This is a genomic window from Fodinicurvata sediminis DSM 21159 (assembly GCF_000420625.1).
Lineage (GTDB): Bacteria > Pseudomonadota > Alphaproteobacteria > Kiloniellales > DSM-21159 > Fodinicurvata > Fodinicurvata sediminis.
Window position 1 is genome coordinate 102,277 of the sequence record NZ_ATVH01000014.1, and the last position, 15,721, is coordinate 117,997.

The following is a 15,721-nucleotide window of genomic DNA, read 5'->3' on the forward strand; positions in this document are numbered from 1 at the left end:
AGGATGTCGTGTGAGAAGAAGCTAATCGGACTGGCGGGCTGGAGCGGCAGTGGCAAGACAACGCTGCTTTCGAAGCTTCTGCCCGAATTGACGAAGCGTGGCCACAGGGTGTCCACGATCAAGCATGCCCATCACAAGTTCGATGTGGACAAGCCGGGCAAGGACTCCTGGGTCCATCGCCAGTCAGGCGCCAGCGAAGTGCTGATCTCCTCGAGCCAGCGCTGGGCCTTGATGCATGAACTGCGCGATGAACCCGAGGCCACGCTTGATTCTCTGCTGGCCCGGCTCTCACCGGTCGATCTGGTAATCGTCGAGGGTTTCAAGCGTGAGCCCCACGACAAGCTGGAAGTTTACCGCCCCGACCTCGGCAAGCCCATGCTGGCCGCTGAAGATCCCGACATCGTTGCCCTGCTGACCGACAAAGTGATCGACTCGGAAGGGCTGCACGTAGGTCCCCAGCGCCTCGACCTCAATGATATTCCGGCGATAGCGGACTTCATCGAGCGCCACTGCGGCCTGGAGAACAAGTTGAAACGGGAAAGCCTTCATGGCCCAGCTGAGTGACGACTGCTTTGCACACGGCGGGCCGCTCATGCGCTTCGACAGCGCGCTTGAGTTGCTCACCCAGCGCCTGGCAACGGTCACCGAAACCGAATCCTTGCCGCTGCAGCAGACCCTGGGACGCATCCTTCGCCAGGACCTTGTTTCTCCCCTGGACGTACCGCCAGGCGACAACTCGGCCGTCGACGGTTATGCCCTGCGTCATCAGGACCTGGACTCAAGTCAGGACACCCGTTTGCGACTGGCCGGGCGCGCCGCGGCTGGGCACCCCTGGCAGCAGGAGGTCCAGCCCGGCACAGCGGTGCGCATCTTTACCGGCGCTCCCATGCCACCGGGCGCCGATACCGTCATGATGCAGGAGGACTGCAAGGAAGAGAATGGCTGGGTTGAAGTCCGCCCCGGCATCAAGCCAGGTGCCAACCGCCGCCTGAGCGGAGAGGACATCAGGACAGGCACGACAGTTCTGCCGGCCGGGCGCAGGCTGAGCGCCGTCGATCTGGGCCAGGCCGCTGCCATAGGACAAAACGAACTTGTGGTTTCCCGCCCCTTGCGTGTTGGCCTGCTTTCGACGGGCGACGAACTTTGCGAGCCCGGCGAGACGCTTGCGCAAGGACAGATCTATGATTCGAACCGGCAGGTCCTGGCCGGCCTGCTGCAGAGCCTTGGCTGTGTGGTGACGGATCTGGGAATCCTGAAGGATGAACGTACATCGCTGGCGAAATCCCTGGAAAGCACAGCTGCACAGCACGATCTGATCGTGACCTCGGGCGGTGTTTCCGGCGGCGAAGAGGATCACGTGAAGCAGGCTGTCGAGCAGGCAGGCGGCCAACTGCATTTCTGGCGCCTTGCCATCAAGCCAGGCCGGCCGGTGGCCCTTGGGCAGATCGCACGTGTGCCCGTGATCGGCCTGCCCGGAAACCCGGCAGCGGTTGTGGTGACTTTCCTGCAGCTGGCGCGCCCCCTGATCCTGCAGCTCATGGGGGGACCCCCCCAGCGCCCGCCGCAGTTTCCTGTCACGGCCAATTTCTCCCATCGCAAGAAGAAGGACAGGCGGGAGTGGCTGCGCGTACACATAACCCATGACCAGAACGGCTTTCCCATGGCCGAGAAGTTCGCGCGCGATGGTGCCGGAATCCTCAGTTCGCTTGCCGAAACCGACGGCCTGGCTGAACTGCCGGAAGACTTGACCAATCTGGAACCCGGGACCACGCTGTTCTATACACCTTACAGTGCGCTCTTCCACGGTTGAACGGCACAAGGGATCTCGGCGTGAAACTGCTATATTTTGCCTGGCTGAAGAACAAGATCGGGGCCGACAGCGAAGAGGTCACACCTCCGAAAGAGGTGGTTGACGTCGCCAGTCTGCTGGAGTGGCTGCATGGCCAGGGCCCTGCCTACGCCGAGGCGCTGGGGGACCGCCGGCGTATTCGCGTTGCCGTGAACCAGGAATATGCTCGTCCCGACACGCCCCTGACCGAGGGCGATGAGGTGGCGCTTTTCCCGCCCGTCACCGGGGGCTAGCATCCATGACGGTACGGATCCAGGAAGAGGATTTCGATCCGGGGAGTGAACTCGAGAAGCTGACAGGCGGGCAAACCGCCATTGGCGGAGTGACCTCGTTCATCGGATTGGTACGCGACATGGCCGGGGATCAGCCCGTCACAGGGATGACCCTGGAACATTACCCCGGCATGACGGAAAAGATGCTGGAACGCATCGAGGCCGAAGCCCACGAACGCTGGCCCCTGAATGCCAGTCTCATCATTCACAGAGTTGGCCCTCTCGAGGCCGGTGACCGCATCGTGATGGTGGCCACCGCCAGCGCCCATCGCCAGGCGACTTTCGACTCCTGCCATTTCCTGATCGATTGGCTGAAGACCAAAGCCCCCTTCTGGAAGGCAGAGCGGACACGCGAAGGCCAGGAGCTCTGGGTGGAAGCCCGTGAAAGCGATGATGAGGCCAGCGAACGCTGGAACCGCTGAAACAGGAAGCGGCGGATCCCGGAAGGATCCGCCGCATGGATTTTCTGCTCGATGTGAGCCTGCTCAGGCTGCACTGGTGGAGGTCTGAGCCGCCATTCCGTGGGTCCGATTGACCAGGGCATCGTAGTCCTTCATCAGGTTCAACGTAATTTCCCCGGGCGTGAAGCTGTAGTTGTCGATTTCCTTGACCGGAGTCACTTCCACAGCGGTGCCGCAGATGAAGACCTCCTGGGTCTTGGCAAATTCTTCCGGCATGATCGCGCGTTCGATCACCTCGTAGCCACGCTGCCGCGCCAGATCGATGACGGTCTGACGCGTTATGCCGTTCAGGAAACAATCCGGTGTCGGCGTGTGCAGCTTGCCGTCCTGGACCAGGAAGATATTCGCTCCTGTGGCTTCGGCCACCTGCCCGCGCCAGTCCAGCATCAGGGCATCGTTGAAACCCTGCTGCTCGGCTTCGTGCTTGGACAGCGTGCAGATCATGTAAAGACCGGCGGCCTTGGAATGCACGGGGGCTGTACGCGGATCCGGGCGCCGGTACTTGCCTTCGGTCATGCGGATACCTTCAAGGCGCGCTTCCGGCGAAAAGTAGGTCGGCCACTCCCAGGCTGCTATCGCCAGGTGGATGCGCGTTTTCTGAGCCGCCACGCCCATCATCTCGCTGCCGCGCCAGGCGACCGGACGGATATACCCATCCGAGATGCCGTTGGCCTCCAGAACCTCAGCTGCAGCCGCGTCGATCTCCGCGACGCTGTAGGGAATTTCGAAGCCCATGATCTCGGCGGACTTGTGCAGACGCTGATGGTGTTCCGTCGCCTTGAAGATCTGGCCACCATAGGCCCTTTCGCCTTCGAAGATACAGCTTGCATAGTGCAGGCCATGCGTCAGAACGTGTAGATTGGCGTCGCGCCAGGGCACCAGCGCGCCGTCGTACCAGATAAGACCGTCACGATCGTCGAAAGGAAGCATGGAAAACTGGGGTCCTTAGGCCCTATAAAAGACAAGCAAACATGGGCTCCCCTCTTGGCGGGGGTGAAACACGTACAGACTCTGTTACAGGATGTTCCGCCGATGAAGTCAAGCGCAGCGGACCAAGGAATTTCCTGCTACACATAGATTTTGTTAGATTATGTCACCAATGACCTTGAACAGGTAACAACTTTAGCCAATTAAGTCAATATGACTGACGTAAAAACCGCAATCAATCCCCTTTTCCTGCGCGAGGAAGAACTGCGCCAGGCCATAGAGCTTCTGTTCTTCGCCTATCGCGATTCAACGGCCGAACCCGACCGGATCCTGGCCAAGTACAATTTTGGCAGGGCCCATCACCGCGTCATCTATTTCGTCGGTCGCAACCCCGACCTGCCGGTCAGCGAACTGCTGCGCATCCTCAAGATCACGAAGCAGAGTCTCTCCCGCGTTCTCAGCCAACTGGTGGAGGAGGGTTTCATCGAGCAGAAGCCGGGGCACCACGATCGGCGCCAGCGTTTGCTTCGCCTGACCGAAAAGGGACGCAACCTCGAACAGCAACTGAGCGAAGCGCAGCTGGCGCGCTTCGCGCACGCCTATCGTGCAGCGGGCGCGGAGTCCGTCGTCGGCTTCCGAACGGTCCTGCTCGGTCTGATCAACGAGGAAGACCGGAAACGCTTTCTGGCCGACCGTGATTCCCAGCGCCTTCCGGGCGAACACTGACAGCATCTCTTGAATTCATGACAATGCATGACAATCAGGCTCATATCCTCGTCGTCGATGATGACAAGCGGTTACGCGAACTCCTCCATCGCTACCTGAGTGACCAGGATCTGCGTGTCAGCACCGCGGCGGATGCCGAAGAGGCCCGTGGCAAGCTTTCGGGACTGGACTTTGATCTGATCGTGCTGGATGTCATGATGCCGGGGGAAAGCGGATACGACCTGACCCGTTGGCTGCGCCAGCAGGAACGCCAGATCCCCATACTGATGCTGACCGCCATGGAGGAAGTCGAAAGTCGTATCACGGGTCTGGAATCCGGGGCTGACGACTACCTTTCCAAGCCCTTCGAGCCGCGAGAATTGATCCTGCGCATCAATGCAATCATGCGGCGCGCCGGCCAGGCCCAGACCGACAGTGGTGGCGACAAGATATTCTTCGGCGGTTTCTCCTTCGACCTGGCGCGATCCGAACTGCGCCGCGGAGAGGCCTATATTCACCTGACGTCGGCGGAAAGCTGCCTGCTGAAAGCCCTGGCCGAAACGCCGGGCATTCCGGTCAGCCGCGACCGCTTGGCTCAGGCCAGTCCGGAAATCGGCAACCAGCGCAGCATCGATGTCCAGATGACCCGACTGCGCCGCAAGATCGAGCCCGACAAGAAGACGCCGCGTTACCTTCAAACCGTCCGCGGAACGGGCTACGTTCTGATGCCAGATTGACCCAGCGCACCGTGCAGAAAGGAAGTCTCATGGAACGCCTTCCGGCCACGAGCACTCCGGACCGCCGGATAGCATGAGCGACGACCCCAAGAGCATACGCCGCCCTCGCGCCCTGGGGGGCGGACAGGCAGGCCGCCGGCGCACGCGCTTCAAGCTGAAGCGGCTGATCCCGCGCAGTCTCCTGGCGCGTTCGCTGCTGATCATCATCATGCCCCTGATCCTGTTGCAGGGCATATCGACCTGGGCGTTCTATGATCGGCATTATCAGTCCATCACCCGGCGCCTCAGCCAGGCCGTCGCCGGTGAAATCGCCTCGGTCATCGACGTTCTGGAACGCGAATCGCGCACCATGACCAACGTCCAGATGTTTGCCTTGGCGGACGCACACATGTGGCTCAACATGCGTCTGCTGCCGGATCAGGAACTGAAAGAGGTGGAAAACAAATTCTGGCCCTCTCTCCTGGACAGCCGGCTGACCCATGCCCTGCGCGAACAGCTCTGGCATCCCTATGTGGTCGATAGCCAAAGCCTGAAACATTACGTGGAGATCCAGGTGGATCTCGGCGACTCTGTCCTTCAGGTCCTGGTCCCGCGCCGCCGGCTTTTCAGCTCGACGATCTATATTTTCCTGCTTTGGATGTTTGGAAGCTCTCTGGTGCTTTCCGTCGCGGCAACCCTCTTCATGCGCCACGAGGTTCGCCCCATACGGCGCCTGGCAAAGGCGGCAGACAACTTTGGACGCGGAGTCGATGTCACCGGCTTCCGTCCCGAGGGCGCAACGGAGGTGCGCCTGGCCGGCACGGCCTTCCTGCAGATGCAGGATCGCATCAAGCGCCAAATCCAGCAGCGCACGGACATGCTGGCCGGCGTCAGTCACGACCTGCGCACACCGCTGACCCGCATGAAACTGGAACTCGCCATGCTGGGGGATGATGCCGCCACGGAAAGCATGCGTGCGGACATCCAGCAGATGGAGCGCATGATCGAGGGCTATCTGGCGTTCGCGCGTGGAGAAGGCAGTGAGAACCCGCAGGAATGCGACATCAGTGAAATCCTGCGTCAGGTGGTCGACGAGGCACGTCGAGACGGGGCACAGGTGGACCTGCACATTGAACACTCGATGCCGACCGTTGCCCGCAAGGAGGCGTTGCGTCGCTGCCTGGCCAATCTGATCAGCAATGCCCGCCGCTATGGAGGGAACATCTCGATCACCGGCCAGTGGTATCGCAAGGGCGTTCAGATCCTGATTGATGATGACGGCCCCGGAATTCCTGCGGAGAAGCGCGAGGATGTCTTCCGCCCCTTCTACAGGCTCGACAGTTCGCGCAACCCGGAAACCGGAGGCACGGGCCTGGGGTTGACGATCGCTCGAGACATGATCCGCAGCCAGGGCGGTGACCTGAAACTTGAGGGCGCACCCGGCGGTGGGCTGCGTGCCAACATCTGGCTGCCGGGCTAAAGCGCCCGGCGCCAAAGCATTTTAGCTGGTAACCTGCGGCTCAGTGCATGCGCGAGCCGTTGGGAACCTTCTGGTTGGGTTCAGCCAGGACAACGGCTCCGTCTTCATCGGCAAACCCCAGAACCAGGACCTCCGAAACAAACTTGCCAATCTGCTTGGGCGGGAAATTCACCACGCCCATCACCTGGCGTCCCACCAGGTCTTTGGGTGTGTAATGCTCGGTTATCTGGGCGGACGTCTTCTTCTCACCGACCTCTGGACCGAAATCCACCCACAGCTTGTAGGCGGGTCGACGTGCCTCGGGATAAGGTTCGCAACGCACCACCGTTCCGGCGCGTATATCGACCTTTAGAAAGTCGTCGAAGGTGATGTCGTCTACTTTTTTGTCTGCCATCTGTCGGGCCCCTGCCAGTTTACCGAAAAACAGACCAGCAGGGCCCCGGGTGCATGATGGCACCCGGGTTCTCTTCATTCACCACTGGCCTGAGACGGCTGGAACCTAGCAGGCCTCGCCCCGGGCATAAAGACACCCCAGACAGGCAGATGCAGGCCGTTATTTCTGTTCGCCGCGCTGTGTCTTTACCTCGTCAGACATCTTCTGGATCGTGCCACGCACTTCCTCGATGCTTTCCGAAACACGCTTGTTGATCAGGTCCTGCGCTTCGCTGTTGGACTTGGCGCCCATCTCGGCCAGCTCACGCATGTTGGCAATGGCCTTCTCGAACGCCTGGCGGCAGAGTTCGGCCTGTTTCGCCATGCGATCTTCTGGCGCGCCTGAAGCGGCCATTTCGTTCATGACCTTGCTGGCTTCTTCCATGGTGGTCTGGAAGATTTCGGCCTGGCGCTGGGCCATGGCCTGAGCGCCCTCATAGGCCACACGGTTGGCATTGGTGATGGCCTCGATGTTCTTGCGCTGAGCTTCCAGAACCTGCTGGGGATCAAACCCGGGCACCTGCCAATTCTCGGCCATGCGGGAAAAGTCCATCATCTTCTGGAAATCGGTATCCAGAAAGGGATTGCTGTAGGTCTTGTCTGACTTGGCCATGATCGTTCTCCTCAAGCCGTGGGTGACATTCTATCGCGCATGGTAACAAGTTATGCTGCGCCGCACAATAATGAATATTGTGCACCGCAACATAACTGTCAACCGGGGGCTCCTGCGCTGCCTTCCTGGCCTGCAGGCTGATCCTGTGTGGTCCGGGTCCGGCGTCGGCTGCGCAGACGCCCCAGGAAGTTATCCGCTCGTGCCAGGGCTTGATCCAGGGCGGCCATGGTCTTGGCCATGTCTTCGCTTCCATCCTTCAACCAGACCCTCAGAACCGAGAGATAGATTGCCGAAAGCCCCTTCACACGTACCACCCCGCGCCAGCCACCGGCCGACAGTCCTGCCGCTTCCAACATCCAGGCCATGGAACGCCCCAAACCTGGCAATGAACAAAGCGCGCTTACCGGCTGACAACGATAGGAATCGAGGATATTGCCGATTGCCGCCTTGTGACGGGACAACTCGTCGAAGCGGCGCATTATCACATCGAAGAGCCGGTCCCTGGCAGAGCCATCCATGTCTATGGCAGCGCTGTCCGCCAGGACGGCTGCATCGACTTCACGCGCATAGGCCGAGAGGATGGCCTGCTTGTTGCCGAAACGTTCGTGAATCGCTGCCAACGTCACGCCGGCCTCGCTGGCGATCTCGGACAGGCTTATATCCAGCCAGTCGCGTTGTGCTGCCAGCTTGAGGGTGGCGTCGATGATCTTTCGATTGGGATCCTGTTTACGGGTCGCCATAGCGTCACGCCTCCTTGTTCTCCCCAACAGGTAGGCACAACAAGGCCGGAATCCAAGTCAATCGCGGCGAATGTCGCTGTAGTCCGTTTCGGTCACTTTGGCCAATTCAGCAGGCGTAAGGCGAAAAACGGCGTTCGGCGTGCCTGCAGCCGCCCAGATCTCCGAATGAAGCTTCAGATCCTGATCCAGAAGGATTCTTGGCTGCTGGCTATGCCCAACCGGCGGGACGCCTCCAATGGCGTATCCGGTCTTCTCGCGCACGAAGGCTGCATCGGCCTTTGCCACCGCTTGCCCCAACAACTGTTCCAGCTTGCCCTCATCGACACGATTGACGCCACTGGCCACGACCAGCAGCGCCTCATCCCGCTCGGGCAATCGGAAGATCAGGGATTTGGCAATCTGGGCAACGCTGCAGCCGATCGCGCTCGCCGCCTCCTGAGCCGTACGCGTACCTTCTGGAAAGCTGCGTATGTCACAGTCCAGTCCATGTGCCGCCAGCGCTTGTTGAACGCGGCCAGCCGCCCGCGCCAGGATGGACATTACGACGCAAGCTCGCGGCTGCGCCGCGTGGCCTCGGCAATGGCCTTCACCATCAAGGGCTCCAGACCGTCTTCGGCCATAAGTACGGCAAGCGCCTCGACAGTCGTCCCCCCGGGACTACTGACATTCTTGCGCAGCTGTGCCGGGGTTTCCGAAGACTGGTGCACAAGTTCGCCGGCGCCCGTCACTGTTGCACGGGCTATGCGTTCGGCGACCTCCTTGGGCAGCCCGGCCTCTTCTCCCGCCTTGGCGAGGCACTCGATCATGTAGAAGACATAGGCTGGACCACCCCCTGAAACGGCGGTCACGGCATTCATCTGATCCTCGTCCTCGACCCAGTCGGCCACCCCCACAGCCGACATGAGTTCCTGGCAGAACTGGCGTTGCGTCTTGCCAACGGCTGCATTGGCCACCAAGACACTGACCCCGCGTCCGACAGCCGCCGGAGTGTTGGGCATGGCACGCACGATAGCCGCTTCATCGCCTAGATGGCTCTCGAAATAGTCGATGGTCTTGCCAGCCGCTATGGACAGGAAGACCGTATCCGGATTCACAAGGCCGCGCAGCTGTGGCAGGGCCTCGTCCATCTGCTGCGGCTTGACCGCCAGCATGACCAGCGCCGGTCTTAAATCCGCAGGCAACTCGGAAACTGCCCCCACATGATTGAGGGAGGCGGAGCCAAAGGGCTCCAGGGCGGCAGGATTGGGATCAACGATATAGACATCCTTCGCGTCGACACCGCGCTCCAGCCAGCCTGACAGCAACGCACCTCCCATCTTGCCACAGCCGATCAGCAGCAGCGGACCCGTAACCTTCATCTTGTCTTATGCCTCTCCAATCGTGTCCATCATGGCGGCCGTCAGGGCCTCATCAACCGGGCGGCCGCCCCACACCACCATCTGCAGTGCAGGATAGAGACGTTCGCATTCAAGCAACGCCGTGTCGAGCAGGTCTTCAAGCTGCTCGACCGATATGCCGCTCGTGCCACGCAAGGGAATGGTATGGCGGAACAGGATCGCGCCATCGTCAGGGCCATAATCGAAATGGCCCAACCAGAGACGTTCGTTTGCAGCGGCCAGCAATTCGAACACGGCACTGCGCCGGGTCGCGGCCACACGCGCCTCGATATGACACGAGAGATACATGGCGCCGACATCTGCCTGCCAGAGTGCGCAGACATTGTAGTCACACCACTGTCCAGCCACCTGGACGATCAGTTCCGAGTCGCTGGAGCGGTCATGAATCCAGTCATTGGCAGCAACCAGCTCCTCGAACAGATCGAGTGGATTGGCGGAAATACGGGACGGTTCGACAAGCAGACTCATGGAGTGCCTCCACTTTGCGCCCAGACGCTGATCCGGAAGCGATCAGGTATTTCAGGGCCTTGCCGGGGGTAGCCCTAGATGTCGTCAACCCGAGGGATCACCCCACCAGATATAGCGTGCCAAATTCCCTGAAGGGACGCAACACAGGATAGCGCTCAACTTGAGTCTTTCTTCGCCCCGGTCCTGCTCCTGCTTGTCGATGCGGCAGCACCGGACGTAGCTGAGGCGCTCTTGCCTGACGCTGAGCGAGTCGACGTCTTCTTGCCGGTCTTGCTGGCTGAAGACGGCTTTTCGAGTTTGGCCAACCTCGTTTCCAAAGCAGCCACGCGTTCGGCCAGGTCTTCCTGTTCCGCACGGGCCTTTGCCGCCATGGCCTCGACAACTTCATATTCCTCGCGCGTCACCAGATCCATGCCGGCCAGCATCTTTTCCAGGTGGGCGCGCAGCCGCCCCTCGGCCTCGGCACGAACATCGCTGGCGACACCTGCAGCGCCGCCGAACACCCGTGCCAGGTCATCGAACAGTCGATTCTGGGATTGCATCAACCGCACTCCTTCTTGCTCCCGTGACAGGCTCAGGGTAACGCAGGCGCGCGATCTTGCCACTGCCCTTTTCTTGCGTCATGGCGCCGCCTATAACAAACGGCATAACCGCTTGCTGAATAAGGATCGACGGACCGCAATGCAGGATCTTCTACTCTGGGGCGCACTTACCTTCCCGCAATTCGACCCCGTGGCCCTGGAGATCGGCCCGCTTGCCATTCGCTGGTATGCGCTTTCCTATATCGTTGGCCTGCTCGGCGCCTGGTTCTATTGCCGTTACCTGGTCACCGTTTCCCCGGCTGGCCTGACACGCGAAGCCATCGACGACTTCCTGCTGTGGGCAACGCTTGGCGTGATCCTGGGGGGCCGACTGGGATATGTGCTCTTCTATCAGCCAGGCTATTATGTTCACCATCCCCAGGAAATCCTCTACCTCTGGCAGGGCGGCATGGCCTTTCACGGCGGGTTGATTGGCGTGATTGTTGCCATCATTCTGTTCGAGCGCAAACGTGGCGTGGCCTTCATGTCCCTGACGGACATCGTTGCTTGCGCGGCGCCGATTGGATTGTTCCTCGGACGCATCGCCAATTTCATAAACGGCGAGCTCTTCGGCCGACCAAGTGACGTTCCCTGGGCGATGGTCTTTCCCGGCGGAGGACCGGAGCCACGCCACCCCAGCCAGCTTTATCAGGCTGGCCTCGAAGGCCTGTTGCTGTTTCTTCTGCTTTTCATCCTGATGCGTTTCGGAGCCTTGAAATGCCGGGGCCTGCTTTCTGGCAGCTTCCTTGCCGGCTATGGCCTGGCGCGTTTCATTGGCGAATTCTTCAGGGCTCCTGATGCCCACCTGGGCTATCTGACCGGCGGCCTCACCATGGGACAGTTGCTATCACTTCCCATGCTTCTCGCCGGCTTGGCCCTTGTGGTCTGGGCACGACGCAACTGCGCAGGAGACCGTGCCTCATGAGCAATGCGCTCTGGGATAGCCTCGTTCGGCGCATACGCGCGCAAGGCCCGATCACGGTTGCCGACTACATGAGCGAGGCGCTTTCGCATCCAGAGCACGGCTACTATCAAAAGCAGGATCCATTCGGTCACGCCGGCGACTTCATCACAGCGCCCGAGATAAGCCAGATGTTCGGCGAACTTATCGGATTGTGGTGCGCTGACACCTGGCAGGCCCAGGGAAGCCCCCAAGCCTGCGCCTTGGTGGAACTGGGGCCAGGGCGCGGCACCCTGATGTCCGATGTTCTGCGTGCCGCCCGGACTCTGCCTGAATTCGGGCAGGCCCTGGAGGTGCATCTGGTCGAAACCAGCCCGGTCTTGCGCCGCTTACAGCAGGAAAATCTGGCGGCGCAGACGCAACCAACCTGGCACGAAGGTCTCGAGTACCTCCCGCGCCGCCCGGCTTTCTTCCTGGCCAATGAATTCTTCGATGCCTTGCCGGTTCATCAGTATCAGCGCAGCGAAACCGGATGGCATGAACGCCTGGTAGGCCTGGAGGATGACGGCCAGAGCCTGGCGTTCGGCCTGTCAGGGCCGCTGCCGGACTCCCTGTGCCAGGATTTTCCCGATTGCAGCCCGGGCGAAGTTGTGGAGGTTTGCCCGGCGGCACGAAGCTATGCGGATATCATGGCACGGCATGTCTGCCGGTATGGAGGCGCGGCCCTCTGGATCGATTACGGTCATGACCGCACGGCTGCAGGCGACAGCTTGCAGGCCGTGAAGCAGCACAATTACCATCCCGTTCTCACGGATCCGGGCGAAGCCGACCTGACGGCCCATGTCGATTTCGGCGCTTTGAAAAGGACTGCAGAATCCGCCGGCGCAAGGCCCCACGGCCCCATTGGGCAAGGCCCATTCCTCAAGTCCCTGGGCATCGAGACTCGCGCCAGCCTTCTGGGCGAAGCTGCAACTCCGGACCAGCGCGCGGTCCTGGCCGCTGCGCTGCAGCGCCTGACAGCTCCCGAGCAGATGGGTACACTCTTCCGTGTCATGGGCGTAACGCACCCCCACGCACCGACACCCGCCGGTTTTCCGGTAACCGAGGCTGACAGCACCGAGGGAAGGGCCACTGGATGAAACTGACGTCTCCTGTCCTGACCGAGCGGGCCGAAGTGAAGCATGGCTTCTTCACGCGACAAGGCGGCGTGAGCGAAGGCATCTACGCATCGCTCAACTGCGGCCTGGGCAGCCAGGACAATCCCGAAGCCGTTGCCGAGAACAGGCGACTGGCTGCAGAGCAATTGGGCATCATCTCGGAGTGCCTTCTGACCTGTTATCAATTCCATTCGACGGAAGTGGCCCGGGTAAAGCACCCCTGGGGACCGGATGGTCCGCAGCGCGCCGATGCCCTGGTCACGGACCGGCCCGGACTGGCCATCGGCATTCTGACAGCCGATTGCCTTCCTGTCCTGCTGGCCGACGGCCAAGCAGGCGTAATCGGGGCTGCACATGCAGGTTGGAAAGGCGCATTGACAGGCATACTGGAAGCAACCCTGCAGGCGATGCAGGATCTGGGCGCTCGGTTGGACCGGATTACGGCGGCCACAGGCCCCGCCATAGCTGTCGAGTCCTATGAAGTCGGGCCGGAATTCCGCGACCACTTCCTGGAACAGGATCCGGCCCATGATCACTTTTTCACAACCGGTCCGGCAGAACGGCCGCATTTCGACCTCAAGGCCTTTGCCCAGGCAAGGCTGCACGCCAGCGGGGTTCGTGACGTGGACGTCCTGCCTCAGGACACCTGCAGCGAACCGGATCAATTCTTCAGCTATCGCCGTGCCACCCATCGCGGGGAGACGGACTACGGACGCAGCCTTTCAGCCATCTGTCTTGCCGAGTGAGGCCTGGTTCATAACGGGGAGAAGAAAGCGTGCCCTTACATTTCAGCGAATCCGAGTTCGAAGAGCGGCGTCAGCGCTGCTGTGCAGCGATGACACGCGAAGGCCTGGATGGCCTGCTGGTCTTCCGGCAGGAATCCATGTACTACCTGACGGGGTACGACACCTTCGGCTATGTCTATTTTCAATGCCTTGTGCTGAAGGCTGACGGCAGCACCGCCCTGTTGACCCGGGCGCCTGACCTGCGCCAGGCGCAACAGACCTCGACCGTCGAGGACATACGCATATGGGTGGATGATCCCGGCACCAACCCCGCCGAAGAACTGCGCAGCCTGCTTCGCGAGCAAGGCCTCGATGGCTGTCGCCTGGGCGTGGAATACGAAGCCTACGGCCTGACAGGCTACAACTGCAAACGGCTGGAAGCCGCACTCGGCGAATTCTGCCAGTTGGAAGATGCCTCCTGGTTGGTCAGCCGCCTGCGGGTCGTGAAAAGCCCCACCGAAATCGAATACCTGCGTAAGGCGGCCGCACTGGCCGATGCCGCCGGGGACGCGGCCCTGGAACGGACAGGCCCCGGTGCCTACGAGGGAGACATTCTGGCCGACATGCATGCCTGCATCTTCCGCGGTGGCGGCGACGATCCGGCAAACGAGTTCATCATCGGCTCCGGCCCCCAGGCCCTGCTTTGCCGCTATCACAGTGGTCGCCGGTATCTGGATGCTCAGGACCAATTGACGCTCGAGTGGGCCGGCACCTATCGCCACTATCACGCTGCCATGATGCGCACTGTTCCCCTTGGCACCTGTCCGCCGGAACAGAAGGAGATGTTCGAGGCCGCGCGCGATGCTCTTCTGGCCGTGGAAGAAGCCCTTGCACCCGGCAACACTGTCGGCATGGCTTTCGATGCCCACGCCCGCACCCTAGATCAGGCCGGCCTGAGCGCACATCGGATGAATGCCTGCGGTTATTCCATGGGCACCACCTTTGCGCCAAACTGGATGGACTGGCCTATGCTCTATCACGGCAATCCGGTTGTCATAGAGCCCGGCATGGCCTTCTTCGTCCACATCATCATCTTCAACAGTGACAAGGGACTTGCCATGACGTTGGGGCGATCCTCCCTGGTCGGAAAATCGGGCTCGGAAAGCCTGTCCAAGGCGCCCCTCGAGCTGATCGTCAAATAGGACAGCCTCCGTGCCGCATCTCATCCTCTTTGTCTGCTTCATGATGCTGGGGCTACTGGCAACCTGCGTGATGATGTAATGCGTCTTGCCGGACCTCTGATACTGCTGCTTCTCCTACTCGGTGGCTGTGGAGAACTGCCCCGCCCTTTCAGCCAGGCAGACCAGCAAGCCTTTGACCTTCGCCTGGCGCGGGAGCGCAACACGATCCACGTCCGAGCGCCCAACAGCCTTCCGGGCCAACAGAAGGCCGAGTTCGAGCAGAGGATCGTCGAGGGGCTGCGTGCGAACGGACTCTCCGCCCGGCGGTCTGCCTCCCCACGACCAGGTTTTGCCCGACTTCTAGCCGAGAGCAGCCTTCAAGCAGATGGTGCGGACGGGGGCAGGCTGAAGCTTTCCTGGAAGCTCTTTTCCATGGACGGCGATCTTTTGCTGAATCCTGTTCAGGAGCGTTCGATTCGCAAGGATGCCTGGCCTGGGGGCGACAGGGATCTTCTGACCTCACTGAGTGACGAGTTGGTCTCCGAAATCGCCGACAACCTTGGCCTCACCTATCGTCCGCCGGCACTGGCACCTGACGAACTCGCCGACACAGCGAATGAATCGGAGCCTTCCCCGGAAGGTCAGCCGGAACAAAGCATGGCGGCAACAACGCACGAAGACCCAGCCGATCCCACCCCGCAGCGGAACGAACAGCGCAGCGGCGAGGTCGTCGTCCTGCCCATCGAGGAAGCGCCCGGCGATGGCCGCGAGAGCCTGGAGATCGCCATGATGCAGGTTCTTCGGGATGCCGGTGTTCCGGTGCGGCGTGTGCCGGAAATCCAAGATTTCCTTCTGGAAGTAGATGTCGAAGTGGGGGCGCCGCGTGAAGGGCGGCAACGCGTGCAGATCATCTGGACTCTCCTGTCCGCGCGCGACTTCTCGGAAATCGGTACCCTGACCCAGGACAACCAGATCCCGGCCGGCAGCCTGGACGGTGAATGGGGGGATACGGCCTATGCCATCAGTCGTGCGGCGGCCGATGGCCTTGTTGAATTGCTCAAGGAAACAGGCTTAGCCATCACATCAGGAGGGTAAAAACCATTGGCCATAGGTAAT

The 15,721-nt window shown here is 61.0% G+C and carries 20 protein-coding genes; 12 read left to right on the forward strand and 8 right to left on the reverse strand.

Features of this window, described 5'->3' with window-relative positions; genetic code table 11:
* Positions 1-3: 3 nt before the first annotated feature.
* The 4 genes from mobB to G502_RS0108310 are packed head-to-tail and all read left to right on the forward strand — an operon-like array spanning position 4 to position 2,543.
* Positions 4-564, forward strand: a complete 561-nt coding sequence (gene mobB, locus G502_RS0108295) for a molybdopterin-guanine dinucleotide biosynthesis protein B (RefSeq protein ID WP_022728201.1) — start codon at positions 4-6, stop codon at positions 562-564.
* Positions 548-1,810, forward strand: coding sequence for a molybdopterin molybdotransferase MoeA (locus G502_RS0108300; protein ID WP_022728202.1), 1,263 nt, complete (start codon positions 548-550; stop codon positions 1,808-1,810). Before mobB ends, G502_RS0108300 begins: the two co-directional genes overlap by 17 nt.
* Positions 1,811-1,830: 20 nt before the next feature.
* The gene (gene moaD, locus G502_RS0108305; RefSeq protein ID WP_022728203.1) at positions 1,831-2,082 is read left to right on the forward strand and encodes a molybdopterin converting factor subunit 1; all 252 of its coding nucleotides are present in this window, start codon (positions 1,831-1,833) and stop codon (positions 2,080-2,082) included.
* 5 nt (positions 2,083-2,087) lie between these two features.
* Positions 2,088-2,543, forward strand: coding sequence for a molybdenum cofactor biosynthesis protein MoaE (locus tag G502_RS0108310; RefSeq protein ID WP_022728204.1), 456 nt, complete (start codon positions 2,088-2,090; stop codon positions 2,541-2,543).
* Between the two features lie 63 nt (positions 2,544-2,606).
* On the opposite strand, the gene G502_RS0108315 is transcribed toward G502_RS0108310, so the two are convergent.
* The gene (locus tag G502_RS0108315; RefSeq protein ID WP_022728205.1) at positions 2,607-3,512 is read right to left on the reverse strand and encodes a branched-chain amino acid aminotransferase; all 906 of its coding nucleotides are present in this window, start codon (positions 3,510-3,512) and stop codon (positions 2,607-2,609) included.
* Positions 3,513-3,722: 210 nt separating this feature from the next.
* Here G502_RS0108315 and G502_RS19325 point away from each other — a divergent pair, with 210 nt between their 5' ends.
* From G502_RS19325 to G502_RS0108330, 3 genes are all read left to right on the forward strand, one after another.
* Positions 3,723-4,235, forward strand: coding sequence for a MarR family winged helix-turn-helix transcriptional regulator (locus tag G502_RS19325; protein WP_022728206.1), 513 nt, complete (start codon positions 3,723-3,725; stop codon positions 4,233-4,235).
* A gap of 23 nt (positions 4,236-4,258) precedes the next feature.
* Positions 4,259-4,951 (forward strand): response regulator, encoded by a 693-nt coding sequence (locus G502_RS0108325; RefSeq protein WP_022728207.1) that lies wholly within the window; start codon positions 4,259-4,261, stop codon positions 4,949-4,951.
* Positions 4,952-5,024: 73 nt separating this feature from the next.
* Positions 5,025-6,410 carry a HAMP domain-containing histidine kinase gene (locus G502_RS0108330; protein ID WP_022728208.1) on the forward strand — a complete coding sequence of 462 codons (1,386 nt, stop codon included), beginning with the start codon at positions 5,025-5,027 and terminating at the stop codon, positions 6,408-6,410.
* 40 nt (positions 6,411-6,450) lie between these two features.
* Here the strand turns inward: G502_RS0108330 and G502_RS0108335 are convergent, their stop codons facing one another.
* From G502_RS0108335 to G502_RS21970, 7 genes are all read right to left on the reverse strand, one after another.
* Entirely contained in the window at positions 6,451-6,804 is a 354-nt protein-coding gene (locus tag G502_RS0108335) for a tRNA-binding protein (RefSeq protein WP_022728209.1), read from the reverse strand.
* 159 nt (positions 6,805-6,963) lie between these two features.
* Positions 6,964-7,455: a phasin family protein gene (locus tag G502_RS19330; RefSeq protein ID WP_022728210.1), complete on the reverse strand. Its 492-nt coding sequence runs from the start codon at positions 7,453-7,455 to the stop codon at positions 6,964-6,966.
* A gap of 98 nt (positions 7,456-7,553) precedes the next feature.
* Positions 7,554-8,195 (reverse strand): TetR/AcrR family transcriptional regulator, encoded by a 642-nt coding sequence (locus G502_RS19335; protein ID WP_022728211.1) that lies wholly within the window; start codon positions 8,193-8,195, stop codon positions 7,554-7,556.
* A 57-nt stretch (positions 8,196-8,252) separates the two neighbouring features.
* Positions 8,253-8,735, reverse strand: a complete 483-nt coding sequence (locus G502_RS0108350) for a YbaK/EbsC family protein (RefSeq protein ID WP_022728212.1) — start codon at positions 8,733-8,735, stop codon at positions 8,253-8,255.
* Positions 8,735-9,553 carry a pyrroline-5-carboxylate reductase gene (gene proC, locus G502_RS0108355; protein ID WP_022728213.1) on the reverse strand — a complete coding sequence of 273 codons (819 nt, stop codon included), beginning with the start codon at positions 9,551-9,553 and terminating at the stop codon, positions 8,735-8,737. The genes G502_RS0108350 and proC overlap by 1 nt, the downstream gene beginning before the upstream one ends.
* Positions 9,554-9,559: 6 nt before the next feature.
* Entirely contained in the window at positions 9,560-10,060 is a 501-nt protein-coding gene (locus G502_RS0108360) for a type III secretion system chaperone family protein (RefSeq protein WP_022728214.1), read from the reverse strand.
* 155 nt (positions 10,061-10,215) lie between these two features.
* Positions 10,216-10,602 (reverse strand): accessory factor UbiK family protein, encoded by a 387-nt coding sequence (locus G502_RS21970; protein ID WP_022728215.1) that lies wholly within the window; start codon positions 10,600-10,602, stop codon positions 10,216-10,218.
* 139 nt (positions 10,603-10,741) lie between these two features.
* Between G502_RS21970 and lgt the strand changes: the two genes are divergently transcribed.
* The 5 genes from lgt (at position 10,742) to G502_RS0108390 (ending at position 15,700) form a co-directional block, all read left to right on the forward strand.
* The gene (lgt, locus tag G502_RS0108370; RefSeq protein WP_022728216.1) at positions 10,742-11,566 is read left to right on the forward strand and encodes a prolipoprotein diacylglyceryl transferase; all 825 of its coding nucleotides are present in this window, start codon (positions 10,742-10,744) and stop codon (positions 11,564-11,566) included.
* Positions 11,563-12,681 carry a class I SAM-dependent methyltransferase gene (locus G502_RS19345; protein WP_022728217.1) on the forward strand — a complete coding sequence of 373 codons (1,119 nt, stop codon included), beginning with the start codon at positions 11,563-11,565 and terminating at the stop codon, positions 12,679-12,681. The genes lgt and G502_RS19345 overlap by 4 nt, the downstream gene beginning before the upstream one ends.
* Entirely contained in the window at positions 12,678-13,445 is a 768-nt protein-coding gene (gene pgeF, locus G502_RS0108380; RefSeq protein WP_022728218.1) for a peptidoglycan editing factor PgeF, read from the forward strand. Before G502_RS19345 ends, pgeF begins: the two co-directional genes overlap by 4 nt.
* Positions 13,446-13,474: 29 nt before the next feature.
* Positions 13,475-14,626, forward strand: a complete 1,152-nt coding sequence (locus tag G502_RS0108385) for a M24 family metallopeptidase (RefSeq protein WP_022728219.1) — start codon at positions 13,475-13,477, stop codon at positions 14,624-14,626.
* A 78-nt stretch (positions 14,627-14,704) separates the two neighbouring features.
* Complete coding sequence (locus tag G502_RS0108390) at positions 14,705-15,700, forward strand: hypothetical protein (protein WP_022728220.1); 996 nt, start codon at positions 14,705-14,707, stop codon at positions 15,698-15,700.
* Positions 15,701-15,721: the final 21 nt, after the last annotated feature.

Bases quoted from the DNA above. Each gene is read 5' to 3' on its own strand.
- G502_RS0108325 (WP_022728207.1), top strand. From the start codon at position 4,259: ATGCATGACAATCAGGCTCATATCCTCGTCGTCGATGATGACAAGCGG.
- mobB (WP_022728201.1), top strand. From the start codon at position 4: ATGTCGTGTGAGAAGAAGCTAATCGGACTGGCGGGCTGGAGCGGCAGT.
- G502_RS0108360 (WP_022728214.1), bottom strand. From the start codon at position 10,060: ATGAGTCTGCTTGTCGAACCGTCCCGTATTTCCGCCAATCCACTCGAT.
- pgeF (WP_022728218.1), top strand. From the start codon at position 12,678: ATGAAACTGACGTCTCCTGTCCTGACCGAGCGGGCCGAAGTGAAGCAT.
- proC (WP_022728213.1), bottom strand. From the start codon at position 9,553: ATGAAGGTTACGGGTCCGCTGCTGCTGATCGGCTGTGGCAAGATGGGA.
- G502_RS0108300 (WP_022728202.1), top strand. From the start codon at position 548: ATGGCCCAGCTGAGTGACGACTGCTTTGCACACGGCGGGCCGCTCATG.
- G502_RS0108335 (WP_022728209.1), bottom strand. From the start codon at position 6,804: ATGGCAGACAAAAAAGTAGACGACATCACCTTCGACGACTTTCTAAAG.
- G502_RS0108350 (WP_022728212.1), bottom strand. From the start codon at position 8,735: ATGTCCATCCTGGCGCGGGCGGCTGGCCGCGTTCAACAAGCGCTGGCG.
- lgt (WP_022728216.1), top strand. From the start codon at position 10,742: ATGCAGGATCTTCTACTCTGGGGCGCACTTACCTTCCCGCAATTCGAC.
- G502_RS0108310 (WP_022728204.1), top strand. From the start codon at position 2,088: ATGACGGTACGGATCCAGGAAGAGGATTTCGATCCGGGGAGTGAACTC.
- G502_RS19330 (WP_022728210.1), bottom strand. From the start codon at position 7,455: ATGGCCAAGTCAGACAAGACCTACAGCAATCCCTTTCTGGATACCGAT.
- G502_RS0108315 (WP_022728205.1), bottom strand. From the start codon at position 3,512: ATGCTTCCTTTCGACGATCGTGACGGTCTTATCTGGTACGACGGCGCG.
- G502_RS21970 (WP_022728215.1), bottom strand. From the start codon at position 10,602: ATGCAATCCCAGAATCGACTGTTCGATGACCTGGCACGGGTGTTCGGC.
- G502_RS19325 (WP_022728206.1), top strand. From the start codon at position 3,723: ATGACTGACGTAAAAACCGCAATCAATCCCCTTTTCCTGCGCGAGGAA.
- G502_RS19335 (WP_022728211.1), bottom strand. From the start codon at position 8,195: ATGGCGACCCGTAAACAGGATCCCAATCGAAAGATCATCGACGCCACC.
- G502_RS19345 (WP_022728217.1), top strand. From the start codon at position 11,563: ATGAGCAATGCGCTCTGGGATAGCCTCGTTCGGCGCATACGCGCGCAA.
- G502_RS0108330 (WP_022728208.1), top strand. From the start codon at position 5,025: ATGAGCGACGACCCCAAGAGCATACGCCGCCCTCGCGCCCTGGGGGGC.
- G502_RS0108390 (WP_022728220.1), top strand. From the start codon at position 14,705: ATGCGTCTTGCCGGACCTCTGATACTGCTGCTTCTCCTACTCGGTGGC.